Below are 12,446 nucleotides of genomic sequence, written 5' to 3' on the forward strand. Positions count from 1 at the left end.
GGGGTTAGACGTTGAACAGGAAGTTCATGATATCGCCATCTTTGACGATGTAGTCTTTCCCTTCGGCGCGCATCTTGCCCGCTTCCTTGGCACCTTGCTCACCCTTGTAGGTGATAAAGTCGTCGAAGGCGATGGTCTGTGCGCGAATAAAGCCTTTTTCGAAGTCGGTGTGGATCTTGCCGGCCGCCTGCGGGGCGGTGGCACCGACCGGAATGGTCCAGGCGCGCACTTCCTTCACCCCGGCGGTGAAGTAGGTCTGCAGGTTCAGCAGCTCGTAACCGGAGCGGATCACCCGGTTCAGGCCCGGCTCTTCGATGCCCAGATCGGCCATGAACTCGGCGCGGTCGGCGTCGTCCAGCTCGGCGATGTCCGCCTCGATGGCGCAGCAGACCACGACCACCACTGCGTTCTCGGCGGTGGCGATTTCACGGACCTTGTCGAGGAAGGGGTTGTTGTCGAAGCCGTCTTCCGCCACGTTGGCGATGTACATGGTGGGCTTGAGGGTCAGGAAGTTGAGGTGGGCCACGGCCGCCAGCTCTTCCTTGTCCAGCTTCATGCCGCGGATCATCTGACCCTCTTCCAGCACAACCCGAATTTTTTCCAGGGTCTCCACTTCCAGCTTGGCATCCTTGTCGCCGCCCTTGGCACGCTTGGACTGGCGGTGGATGGCGCGCTCGCAGGCGTCCAGATCCGACAGCGCCAGCTCGGTGTTGATCACCTCGATGTCGTCGGCCGGGGAGACCTTGCCCGCCACGTGGATGATGTTGTCATCCTCGAAGCAGCGCACCACGTGGCCGATGGCCTCGGTCTCGCGGATGTTGGCCAGGAACTGGTTGCCCAGACCCTCACCCTTGGAGGCGCCTGCCACCAGGCCGGCGATGTCGACGAATTCCATGGTGGTCGGCACCACGCGCTGCGGATTGATGATGGCAGCGAGCTGGTCGAGACGCGGATCCGGCATGGGGACCACACCCGTGTTCGGCTCAATGGTGCAGAACGGGAAGTTGGCGGCTTCGATGCCGGCCTTGGTCAGCGCATTGAACAGGGTGGATTTGCCTACATTGGGCAGGCCCACGATACCGCATTTAAAACCCATGGATTGTTACCTTACTTGATGGATGCTGTGAGGGACGCCCTTGGGCGACCCATGTCATGCTTGCTCGGGCCCTGAGGCGGCAACACCGCTCATGACCCGGGTCATCTCTTGTGTGAGCCGGTGCCGACTGCGCACCGACGCGCTCTATACCTTCTCGGCCTTGAAGCTGTGCAAGCGGTTCATGGCCTTGGTCATGTCTTGCTTGAACAGGATGTCGGTGGCGCGCAGGGATTCATCCAATGCGGCCTCGATCAGGCTCTGTTCACTGCTGGGCGCCTTGGTCAGCACGAAGCCGGCGACCAGCTCCCTGGCGCCGGGATGGCCGATGCCGAGGCGCAGCCGGAAGAAGTTATTGTTGTTGCCCATCCTGGCGATGATGTCCTTGAGGCCATTGTGACCACCGTGACCGCCGCCCTGCTTGAACTTGGCGATGCCGGGGGGCAGGTCCAGTTCATCGTGGGCCACCAGCATCTCTTCCGGCGTTATCTGGTAAAACCGGGCGAGCGCCGCCACGGCCTTGCCGGAGAGATTCATGTAGGTGTTCGGGATGAGCAGCCGCACATCCTGCCCCTCGACCAGGAAGCGGGCGGTGTGGCCGAAGAACTTGGGCTCTTCACGCAGGCTGACATTGTGCCAGCGGGCCAGTTGCTCCACATACCAGGCGCCCGCATTGTGACGGGTCTTGGCATATTCGGGGCCGGGATTACCCAGCCCGACAATCAGTTTGATTTGACTTGTCACGCTTGATGTCTTCACTCGCTGCTTGCCGTGGACAGATGGCCCAGGGCAATGGGACGCAATATTCTAGCCGCCGACTGGCGATCACTCAACCAAAGCTCGGCAACCGGAGGGAATAACCCGGTAACGGGTCGCCAACGGCCGCAAAAAACGGGCCTCTCCCCGGCCCGTTTTTGCCCTGTGTCGTGGCCGGTGCCTGCTTATCTGGCCCGCAGCAGGGTGACGACGGGCTCACTCAGGGCGGTCAGGGTCGGGCGCTGCTCCTTTATGTACTGCACGAAGGAGGCCGCATCTGTGCCGCAGTTGACGGTCTCGGCCTGGCAGTCGAGCGCTTGGCCCGGTGCGTAACGGGCGCTCAGCTGATTGCCCTGTTGCACCACCTGCAGGACCGGGAAGGCGGTCAGCTGGTCCGCCACCCAGGCGAGATCCACCCGCTCGGCCCGCAGCTGCTGGGCGCGGGCCAGCGCCTGCCAGCCGTCGTTGCCGTTGGCGCTGTAGGCATTCATCACCACCCGGTAGCGCCGCTCATCGACCAGATCCTGCCATTGCCCCTCGGCCGTCTGCCACTGCAGCCGGGTCAGGGAGCCGCTCTTGCCCGGAACTGTCTCGGTGAAGCTGTAGCGCAGGTGGCCACCATAGGGGAACTTGCCGGCGTGGGCGCCGGCGGGCAGGGTGGCGGTGATGGTCTCGGTCAGCAGGGCCCGCACCTCGGCGCCGCTCAGGGTCAGCACGGCGAGCTGATTCTTGAACGGCAGCAGGCTGAGGGCCGGCTCCCCTTCGCGCAGCTCACCGGCGGGCAGATCGGCGCGCACGCCTCCCACCGCCAGCAGGGCGAAGTCGACCGGGCCGCCGGTCAGGGCCTGCACCACCGGGCGGTTGGCCCAATAGTACTGGCCCTCGGCCACCAGGGGAGCGACGGCGGAGCCGTGGCTGTCGCTGCCGTTGTCACCGGGGCGACGGGCATTTTGCAGCGGCGCCGGCAGGGTGGCAATGACGGGGCCGAACGCCTGCTCGAGCGCCGGTTTGAAGTGGCTGTCGATGATGCCGCGCAGGCGCGGGTCTTCATCCACCGTCACCAGGTTGGGCTGGGCGTCGATGAACTTGCCGGCCTGCTGGCTGCGGGTCTTGTCCAGCGGCTGCTGGCGGGCCGGATCGGCGAAGAAGTCGCGACTGGCCAGCAGCCGGTTCTGACCGTTGCAGGCGATGACGCGACCTTGCGCGTCGAAGCTGAGGCGAGCGAGGCCGATGGCCTGGGCGTAGGCGCCGGCCTGCACCACGCAGGTCAGGCCGACGCCGTCCGGGTTGGTGACCAGCGCCGCGTATTCCCCGCCGTTGCCCCAGCCGATGTTGCCAAAGTCGCCGAGCAGGCTGTGGGAGTGGCCGCCGACGATGGCGTCCAGCCCGTTCACCTCGGCCGCCAGCGCCAGATCGCGCTGGTTGCCGATGTGGGTCAGGGCGATGATGTGGTTGATCCCTCTCTGCTGCAGCAGGTCGACCGTGGCCTGGGCCGCGTCGACCTCCTTGCGAAAGCGCAGCTTGCCGACGTTGGGGGAGATGTTGGCCATGTCTTCCAGCACCAGTCCCATGACGGCGACCAGCGGTTTGTCTGCCGGCAGGTGACTGAGATCGGTGAGCGGGATCTTCTGGTTGCCATCGAAGGCATAGACCACGAACGGCTTGAGGTTGCGGGCCCGGCTCAGATCCGGATCCGCACTGGCATCCAGGTTGGCGGCCAGCACCGGGAAGTTCACCCCCTCGATGAAGCGGGCCAGCTTCTGGCTGTCGAGATCGAACTCGTGATTGCCGAGCGCCATGGCATCGAAGCCGAACTGGCTCAGCAGCTCGGCGTTGGCCATCCCCTCGTTGAGCTTGAAGTAACCGCTGCCCTGCCAGGCGTCGCCCCCGTGCAGCAGCAACAGCGGCTGATTCTTGGTGAGCGCCTCCGCCTGGTAGGCCTTCGCCATGGTCAGCAACCGGGGGTAGCCGCCGAAGCGGCTGTAGAGGGTATCCGTACTCTCCTTGCCAAAGATGGCTCCCTTCAGCTCGGCGTTGACCGGGTCGAACTGGGAGTGGGTGTCGTTCATGTGCGCCAGGGTCAGCGTGAAGGGGGCGCTCTCCTTGCCGGGCAGGCAGGCGGCGAGCAGAGTGCAGAGGGGGAGGAGTAGCAGGAGACGCGAGCACTTCATGGGGAATCCTTAACCTGTCGGGGCAGGGCAATACCGTACTGGGCTAGAAAAACAAAAACCGCCAGTCGGCGGTTTTTGTTACAACAGGGTCTATCAATGCTCGAACATGGCAGAGATGGACTCTTCGTTGCTGATCCGGCGGATGGCTTCGGCCAGCACGGTGGACAGGGTCAGCTGCTTGACCTTGCCGATCGCCTTCATCTCCGCGGTGAGCGGGATGGAGTCGGTGATGATCAGCTCGTCGATGACCGAGTTCTTGATGTTTTCCACGGCGGTGCCGGAGAAGACAGGGTGAGTCGCATAGGCGAACACACGCTTGGCGCCACGCTCTTTCAGCGCTTCGGCCGCCTTGCACAGGGTGCCGCCGGTATCGATCATGTCGTCGACGATGACGCAGTCACGGCCAGCCACGTCGCCGATCAGGTGCATGACCTGGGAGACGTTCGGGCGGGGACGACGCTTGTCGATGATGGCGATGTCGGTGTCGTCCAGCAGCTTTGCGATGGCACGGGCACGCACCACGCCGCCGATGTCCGGCGATACAACCACGGGGGATTCGAGGTTCTTGGACAGCATGTCTTCCAGCAGCACAGGGCTGCCGAACACGTTATCCACCGGGACGTCGAAGAAGCCCTGGATCTGCTCGGCATGCAGGTCAACGGTCAGCACACGGTCCACACCCACGCTGGAGAGGAAGTCGGCGACGACCTTGGCGGTGATGGGCACACGGGCGGAGCGGACGCGGCGGTCCTGACGGGCATAACCAAAGTAGGGGATAACGGCAGTAATACGGCCAGCTGAAGCACGACGCAGTGCATCCACCATGACGATCAATTCCATCAAATTGTCGTTGGTCGGGGCACAGGTGGATTGAATGATGAAGATATCGCCACCACGTACATTCTCATTGATCTGTACGCTGATCTCGCCGTCGCTAAAGCGACCTACGGCAGCATTGCCGAGTTTGATAAACAGGCGATCTGCGATCTTCTGGGCTAGTTCCGGCGTTGCGTTACCAGCAAACAGCTTCATGTCAGGCACGGTTTGAAACCTCGGGGTTGCATCCAGTATGTGGAGGGTCTGATTTAGACCCGTATCGTCTTTGGGCAAACGATTATCGCGTTGACGGGTCGGGCCACCCTAGGTTGCCACCGGCGAGGTGATGTCACAAGTCGACAGTCTGCTGCATTTGCAGTTTCCTGTCTGTGGTGTCTTGCTGAGGTATCGAGGGATGAACCCGGACACAGGAATGAGATAGCCTCTTCACTGCTCCCCGGATCGTCATCGATATGCCCATCTCAATCACCAAGAGAATGGCTGGGGTACTAGGATTCGAACCTAGGAATGGCGAGATCAAAACCCGCTGCCTTACCGCTTGGCGATACCCCAATCACTGACTTGTTGCAATGTGACGAAGAGTGGTGATATGTTCTCGCCCTTGGCGATAAACCCATCCCAGCCTTCCGGCACCCTTGCCAACACCTTCCGAGCAGCCACTTCGTCTTCAAATTGAGCAAAGACGCAGGCTCCAGTGCCCGTCATTCTTGACGGCGCGTATTCTAGCAACCAGCCGAGCGCATTGGCAACCTCGGGGTGGCGCTTTTTCACCAGCAATTCGCAATCGTTTTTCCACTCCCCCTCCAGCAGCCACTTTTTATCCAGCGAATCGGGCAATGCCATCTTGGGTGTGGCTCTGGGCAGGTCCGGATCCTGGAACACGGCGGCCGTCGCCACGTGACAATCGGGCTTGAGCACCAGATACCAGGTGCTCGGCAGCTCGACCGGTTGCAGTCGCTCACCCACCCCCTCGGCGAAGGCGGCCCGCCCGCGCACGAACACCGGCACGTCGGCCCCGAGCTGCACCCCGAGATCCGCCAGTTCGTCTTCACTCAGACCCGCCTGCCAGAGGTGATTGAGCGCCACCAGGGTAGTGGCCGCATCCGAGGAGCCGCCGCCGATGCCGCCGCCCATGGGCAGGTTTTTTTCCAGCCGGATATGGGCCCCCTGCGGGCTGGCCAATTTGTTTTGTAATAGCCGCGCTGCCCGGATGATGAGGTTCTGTTCATCGGGCACGCCGGGGATGGCCGGGCTCAGGGTGAGCAAGTCGGTGTCCGGCAGGGGATCGAACTCCAGCCAGTCGCCGTGACTGAGGAAGATGAACAGGGTCTGCAGCTCGTGATAGCCGTCCGGGCGACGGCCATTGATGTGCAGGAACAGGTTGAGCTTGGCCGGCGCGGGCCAGCGGATCGCCGTCATCGACGGGCGCTTGTCAGCGGCGGCCATCAGGGAGTCAGGGTCCATTGGTTGATCTGCAACTTGAGGCGACTGCCCTGGCCCGTCATGGTCAGCAGATGGGGCAGGCGATAGCCGGCCTGATCCCGGTAGTCGCCATAGACGATCTGCCACTGGCCATCCCGCACCGAGGCCAGGCTGGCGTCGGGATTGAGCTCGAACTCGGCCTTGCCCGGCAGCCCCTTGATCCATTCGGGCAGCCCCTGCACCGGGATGTTCCAGCCGGTGAGCTGATAGATGAGCGCCTCGGCGTCCTGGCTCTGGTGCTGCTTGCCGTCGTTGTCTATCAGGGTCACCTCGCCCTTGCTGCGGGAGAGCTCCAGGATGTGGGTGCCGACGATGCTGCTCAGATTGAGGCGATAGTCGTCGCCATCCTGTTGCCAGTTGAGGCGGGCGCTGCCCTTCTGTTGGGCGGTGATGATGGCCATCTTGCCCGACAGCTGCCAGTGAGTCAGCTGCTCGAGACGGGCGCGTTCCTGCTGCCAGTTGACCTGATCCCGCTGGGGCGAGGTGGTAGTACAGCCGGCCAGCAACAGCAGGCAGATGAGGGAGAAAATACGCAAGAACAAGGTCGTGCTCCGGATAAGAGGTTTGCCACAGTATAAGGGGCGGCCGTATCGCTTTTAAAGACTTACCCTTTCTCGTACAATTGACGGCCTTTACACCCTGTGCACGAAATGATCACCACCCACTCATGAGTCTGCTTGCCCTCGGAATCAACCACAACACCGCCAGTGTCGCCTTGCGGGAACGGGTCGCGTTTGGCCCGGACTGTATCGATCGCGCCTTGCGTGAGCTGGTGGAGCAGCCCGGTGTCAGCGAGGCGGTGATCGTCTCCACCTGCAACCGCACCGAGCTGTATTGCAGCCTGGAGCGTGGCGAGGGGGAGCAGGTGCTGCACTGGCTGCAGGCCTTCCACAAGCTGGATGCGGCCGAGGTGGTCTCCGCCATCTACCAGCATCGGGACGAAGAGGCGGTGCGCCACCTGATGCGGGTCGCCTGCGGCCTCGACTCCCTGGTGTTGGGGGAGCCGCAGATCCTGGGGCAGATCAAGCAGTCCTACGCCCATGCCCAGCAATCCGAGGCGCTGAAGGGATCCCTTGAGCGGCTGTTCCAGAAATCCTTCTCGGTGGCGAAACGGGTGCGTACCGATACCGAGATCGGCGCCAGTGCCGTGTCGGTGGCCTTCGCCGCCGTGAGCCTGGCCCGCCGCATTTTCTCCGATCTCTCCCAGACCAAGGTGCTGCTGATCGGCGCCGGCGAGACCATAGAGCTGGTGGCCCGTCACCTGCGCGAGCAGAACGTCACCCGGATGATGGTGGCCAACCGCACCCTGCAGCGGGCCCAGCTGCTGGCCGAGGAGTTCGGTGCCCAGGTGATGACCCTGGAAGAGATCCCGGACTACCTGCACGAGGCGGACATCGTCATCAGCTCGACCGCCAGCCCCCTGCCCATCCTCGGCAAGGGCATGGTGGAGCGCGCGCTCAAGGCCCGCCGCAGCCGACCCATGTTCCTGGTGGACATCGCCGTGCCGCGGGACATCGAGGCCGAGGTGGATGAGCTGTCCGATGCCTATCTCTACACGGTGGACGATCTGCAGGGCATCATCGAGCAGAACCTCGAGACCCGCAAGAAGGCCGCGGCCGAGGCGGAGCTCATAGTGCAGGAAGAGCGCGACGACTTCATGGGCTGGTATCGCAGCCAGCACTCGGTGGATCTCATTCGCGATTACCGGCACCAATCCCAGCAGGTCGCCGACGAGGAGCTGCAGCGCGCCTTGCTGGCCTTGCAGCAGGGCGAGAGCGCCGAGCAGGCGCTCAAGGCCATGGCCCATCGCATCACCAACAAGTTGATCCACGCACCGACCCAGGCCTTGCGCCAGGCGGCAGCCCAGGGCGATGCCCACAAGCTGTCCCAGCTGCGGCAGGTGCTGGGGTTGTCACAAGAGTCATAGTGCCGGGGTGGCCAGCCGGCCGTCCCTACCTCCATCGAGAACACAAGATTTATGAATCCGTCACTGATCAGAAAGCTGGAAGGCCTCATCGAGCGCCACGAAGAAGTTCAGGCCCTGCTCGGCGAGCCCGGCGTGGCCTCGGATCAGGATCGCTACCGCGCCCTGACCCGGGAATATGCCCAGCTGGAAGATATCGTTCACGCCTTCCAGCGCTTCCGCCAGGCCGAAGACGATCTGGAGACCACCAAGCTGATGCTGGAGGACGCCGACAGCGACTTGCGCGAGATGGCGCAGGAGGAGCTGCCGCTGGTCAAGGCCGCGCTGGAGGAGCAGGAGCAGGCGCTGCAGGTGATGCTGCTGCCGCGCGACCCCAAGGATGACAACAACTGCTACCTGGAGATCCGCGCCGGGGCCGGCGGTGACGAGGCGGCGATCTTCGCCGGCGATCTGTTCCGCATGTATTCCCGTTACGCCGAGCGCCAGGGCTGGCGCGTCTCCATCGTCAGCTGCAACGACGGCGAGCACGGTGGCTACAAGGAGGTGATCGCCAAGGTAGACGGCGAGCGCGTCTACGGTCGACTCAAGTTCGAGTCCGGCGGCCATCGCGTGCAGCGGGTGCCGGAGACCGAATCCCAGGGCCGGGTGCACACCTCCGCCTGTACCGTGGCCGTGCTGCCGGAAGTGCCGGAAGCCGAGCAGATCGAGATCAATACAAACGACCTGAAGATAGACACCTTCCGCGCCTCCGGGGCCGGTGGTCAGCACGTCAACAAGACGGATTCCGCCATCCGCATCACCCACCTGCCGACCGGGCTGGTGGTGGAGTGCCAGGATGAGCGCTCCCAGCACAAGAACCGCGCCAAGGCGATGTCGGTGCTCTCCGCCCGCCTGCAGGCGGCCGAGGACGAGCGCCACCGCGCCGCCGAGCAGAGCACCCGCCGCAACCTGGTGGGCTCTGGCGATCGCTCCGAGCGCATCCGCACCTACAACTACCCCCAGGGGCGCCTGTCCGAGCACCGCATCAACCTCACCCTCTACCGGCTGGGGGAGATCCTGGAAGGGGATCTCGACTGCGTGATCACCCCGCTGGTGCAGGAATACCAGGCCGATCAGCTCGCCTCCCTGGCGGAAAACAGCTAGTGCTGAACCGACGGCCGCGCGCTCCTGGCGCGATCACCCTGGCGGAGAACCACTGATGCAGATCCAGCAGGCCCGCGCGCACATCATGGCGACCCTGGCCTCCGGGGAATCCCCCCGTGCCGACGCCGATGCGCTGCTCTGCCATCTGCTGGGCTGCCGGCGCAGCTATCTGATGACCTGGCCGGAGCGCGAGCTCGATGGCGCCCAGCAGGCGACCCTGGCCGGCTGGCTCGTCCGCCGGCTGGCCGGCGAGCCCATCGCCCATCTGGTGGGGGAGCGTGAGTTCTGGTCGCTGCCCCTCAAGGTGAGCCCGGCCACCCTGATCCCGCGCCCCGACACCGAGGTGCTGGTGGAGCAGGCGCTGGCCCGACTCCCAGCCGGCCCCTGCAGCCTGCTGGATCTCGGCACCGGCACCGGCGCCATCGCGCTCGCGCTCAAATCCGAACGGCCCGATGCGACTGTGTGGGCGGTGGACAGAATGCCCGAGGCGGCCGCCCTGGCCCGCCACAACAGCGCGGCGCTGGCGCTGCCCATAGAGGTGCGGGACGGCAGCTGGTTCGAGCCACTGGCGCAGGCCCCGCGCTTTGATCTGATCGTCTCCAATCCGCCCTATATCGACGGGGCGGATCCCCATCTGGATGAGGGTGACGTGCGCTTCGAGCCCCGCTCCGCCCTGGTGGCGGACGAGCAGGGGCTGGCGGATATCCGCCTCATAGTGGCGCAGGCGCCGGCCCATCTGGTGCCCGGCGGCTGGCTGCTGCTGGAGCACGGCTGGGATCAAGGGGAAGCGGTGCGTCAACTTCTGCTGCAGCATGGCTACCAGCAGGTGGCAACCGTGCGCGATTATGGCGATAACGAGCGGGTGACCCTGGGGTGCCTGGCTCAATCCTGAGTGAGGGCAGGCCCGGGCCTGCCCTATTTGTGCAAGGACAGGTTATGTATGTTGTTCTCAAGCATCTGCATCTGATGCTGATAGCATCGGCGGTGCTGATGTTTATACTGCGCTTTTACTGGGTTCAGACCAGCGGCACCGGCCGCGCTTACAGCCGCGGGGTCATGCAGCTGAGCGGCTGGCTCAACGGGCTGGTGGTGCTCTCCGGCGTGCTGCTGTGCATGGTGCTGGATCTCAACCCGCTCAACAACGGCACCCCCTGGCTCAGCGAGAAGCTGACCGCCATCCTGGTGGTGGCATTCTTAGGCATGATGGCGCTGCGCCTGGCCCGCAGCAATACCATCCGCTGGTTTGCCTTCCTGGGAGCCCTGGGGTGGCTGTTCTTTATTGCCAAGCTCGCGGTGCTGAAGCAGGCCAGTCTGTTCGGTTAGGAATGATGACGATGATACGTGTGGACGAATGGACCGACTTCGAGGCCCATGATCTGGCCGAGCTGGCGCTTTCCGTCAGCGACGAGATCCTGGGTCGAACCGGCTCTGGCGAGGCCGAGCTGGCCCACCTCGATAGCTGGCTGGACGAGACGATTACCGAGGGCAACTGTGACGAGGTGCGCCGCCAGCTGCTGCAGGGCTTCTACCAGTCCCTGGGCTTTCGGGGCGACTGGCAGGATTACTTCTCGGCCATCAACTGCGATCTGGCCCAGGTGCTGGCGCGCAGGCAGGGCATTCCGGTGAGCCTCGGCATCCTCATCATCCAGCTGGGCCGCAAGATAGGCCTGGATGTGGAGGGGATCTGCTTCCCCGGCCACTTCCTGGTGAGCTTCGCCGGCAGCGAGGGGGAGGTCTATGTGGACCCCTTCAACGGCGATGAGCTGAGCCGGCACCACATCGAGCTGCTGCTGCGCGGCGCCCTCGGCAATCTGGCGACCCTGAGCGATGACCATCTGCAGCCCTGCGGGCAGTGGGAGATCATCGAGCGGCTGCTCAACGTCAGCAAGGGCGCCCTGCTGCGGGAGGATCGCATGACAGAGGCGCTGCGCTGCAGCGAGCTGCTGCTGCGCATGAAGCCAGGCGATCCGCTGGAGACGCGGGATCGGGGCTTCATCTACGAGCAGCTCGACTGCCCCCGCTTCGCCGCCGACGACTTTGAATACTTCATTGAACAATGCCCGGACGATCCGGTGGCCGATGTGCTGAAGACTCAGCTGGCCTCGCTGGATCTTAGCCCCAAGCCCCTCCATTAAGGATGCCTGAGATGGAACAGAAAAATATCAAGATCAACGACATCGATGTGGCCAACGACAAGCCGTTCGTGCTGTTTGGCGGCATGAACGTGCTGGAATCCCGCGACATGGCGATGGCGGTGTGCGAGAAGTACGTGGAAGTGACCAGCAAGCTTGGCATCCCGTTCGTGTTCAAGGCGAGCTGGGACAAGGCCAACCGCTCCTCCATCCACTCCTACCGGGGACCGGGTCTGGAAGAGGGGATGAAGATCTTCCAGGAGCTCAAGGCGACCTTCGGCATGCCGGTCATCTCGGATCTGCATGAGGTGCATCAGGCCAAGCCGGTCGCCGAGGTGGTGGACGTGATCCAGCTGCCCGCCTTCCTGGCGCGCCAGACCGATCTGGTGGAGGCCATGGCCCGCACCGGCAACGTCATCAACATCAAGAAGCCGCAGTTCCTCAGCCCGAGCCAGATGAAGAACATCACCGACAAGTTCGAGGAGTGCGGCAACGATCGCCTGATCCTGTGCGAACGCGGCGCCAACTTCGGTTATGACAACCTGGTGGTGGACATGCTGGGCCTGGGCGTGATGAAGAAGAGCACCGGCGGCTATCCGGTGATCTTCGACGTGACCCACTCCCTGCAGTGCCGCGATCCGCTGGGGGCCGCCTCCGGTGGCCGCCGCGAGCAGGTGGCCGAGCTGGCCCGCGCCGGCATGGCGGTTGGCCTGGCCGGCCTGTTTATCGAATCTCATCCCGATCCGAAAGTGGCCCGCTGCGATGGCCCGAGCGCTCTGCCGCTGGACAAGCTGGAAGGTTTCTTGAAGCAGATGAAGGCGATCGACGACCTCATCAAGGGCTTCGAGCCCCTCGATACCTCCATCTGATCCACGGTTCAGCTTCCGTGATGAAAAATGCCCCGCCAT

General features: G+C 63.8%; 12 protein-coding genes and 1 tRNA gene. 6 read left to right on the forward strand and 7 right to left on the reverse strand.

Annotation, left to right across the window (positions count from 1 at the left end; genetic code table 11):
- Positions 1–4 precede the first annotated feature (4 nt).
- The 7 genes from ychF to lolB all read right to left on the reverse strand — a co-directional run bounded on the left by ychF (position 5) and on the right by lolB (position 6,881).
- Positions 5–1,096, reverse strand: coding sequence for a redox-regulated ATPase YchF (gene ychF / locus AACW18_RS04005; protein ID WP_218329496.1), 1,092 nt, complete (start codon positions 1,094–1,096; stop codon positions 5–7).
- 144 nt (positions 1,097–1,240) lie between these two features.
- A complete protein-coding gene (gene pth / locus AACW18_RS04010; RefSeq protein ID WP_218387899.1) occupies positions 1,241–1,837 on the reverse strand; it encodes an aminoacyl-tRNA hydrolase in 597 nt (198 codons plus the stop codon).
- A gap of 197 nt (positions 1,838–2,034) precedes the next feature.
- A complete protein-coding gene (locus AACW18_RS04015; RefSeq protein WP_218387900.1) occupies positions 2,035–4,020 on the reverse strand; it encodes a bifunctional metallophosphatase/5'-nucleotidase in 1,986 nt (661 codons plus the stop codon).
- Positions 4,021–4,113: 93 nt separating this feature from the next.
- On the reverse strand, positions 4,114–5,061 hold the full coding sequence (locus tag AACW18_RS04020) for a ribose-phosphate pyrophosphokinase (protein WP_042652671.1): 948 nt from the start codon (positions 5,059–5,061) through the stop codon (positions 4,114–4,116).
- 273 nt (positions 5,062–5,334) lie between these two features.
- Positions 5,335–5,409, reverse strand: a tRNA-Gln gene (locus AACW18_RS04025).
- Complete coding sequence (gene ispE / locus AACW18_RS04030) at positions 5,389–6,276, reverse strand: 4-(cytidine 5'-diphospho)-2-C-methyl-D-erythritol kinase (RefSeq protein ID WP_218388348.1); 888 nt, start codon at positions 6,274–6,276, stop codon at positions 5,389–5,391. Before ispE ends, AACW18_RS04025 begins: the two co-directional genes overlap by 21 nt.
- 26 nt (positions 6,277–6,302) lie before the next feature.
- The gene (lolB, locus tag AACW18_RS04035; protein WP_218387901.1) at positions 6,303–6,881 is read right to left on the reverse strand and encodes a lipoprotein insertase outer membrane protein LolB; all 579 of its coding nucleotides are present in this window, start codon (positions 6,879–6,881) and stop codon (positions 6,303–6,305) included.
- A 125-nt stretch (positions 6,882–7,006) separates the two neighbouring features.
- Here lolB and hemA point away from each other — a divergent pair, with 125 nt between their 5' ends.
- Genes hemA through kdsA form a run of 6 tightly spaced genes read left to right on the forward strand, consistent with a single transcriptional unit; the run spans position 7,007 to position 12,407 of the window.
- Entirely contained in the window at positions 7,007–8,266 is a 1,260-nt protein-coding gene (hemA, locus tag AACW18_RS04040) for a glutamyl-tRNA reductase (RefSeq protein WP_218387902.1), read from the forward strand.
- 51 nt (positions 8,267–8,317) lie between these two features.
- Positions 8,318–9,406 carry a peptide chain release factor 1 gene (gene prfA, locus AACW18_RS04045; RefSeq protein ID WP_218290634.1) on the forward strand — a complete coding sequence of 363 codons (1,089 nt, stop codon included), beginning with the start codon at positions 8,318–8,320 and terminating at the stop codon, positions 9,404–9,406.
- Positions 9,407–9,461: 55 nt separating this feature from the next.
- A complete protein-coding gene (prmC, locus tag AACW18_RS04050; protein WP_218290635.1) occupies positions 9,462–10,298 on the forward strand; it encodes a peptide chain release factor N(5)-glutamine methyltransferase in 837 nt (278 codons plus the stop codon).
- Positions 10,299–10,342: 44 nt separating this feature from the next.
- Positions 10,343–10,729 (forward strand): SirB2 family protein, encoded by a 387-nt coding sequence (locus tag AACW18_RS04055; protein ID WP_218290636.1) that lies wholly within the window; start codon positions 10,343–10,345, stop codon positions 10,727–10,729.
- Positions 10,730–10,740: 11 nt separating this feature from the next.
- Positions 10,741–11,541: a SirB1 family protein gene (locus AACW18_RS04060; protein ID WP_218387903.1), complete on the forward strand. Its 801-nt coding sequence runs from the start codon at positions 10,741–10,743 to the stop codon at positions 11,539–11,541.
- An 11-nt stretch (positions 11,542–11,552) separates the two neighbouring features.
- Positions 11,553–12,407: a 3-deoxy-8-phosphooctulonate synthase gene (gene kdsA, locus AACW18_RS04065; RefSeq protein ID WP_042652662.1), complete on the forward strand. Its 855-nt coding sequence runs from the start codon at positions 11,553–11,555 to the stop codon at positions 12,405–12,407.
- Positions 12,408–12,446 lie beyond the last annotated feature (39 nt).

The organism is Aeromonas sp. sia0103, assembly GCF_963895295.1.
In the GTDB taxonomy this organism is placed as follows: domain Bacteria; phylum Pseudomonadota; class Gammaproteobacteria; order Enterobacterales; family Aeromonadaceae; genus Aeromonas; species Aeromonas encheleia.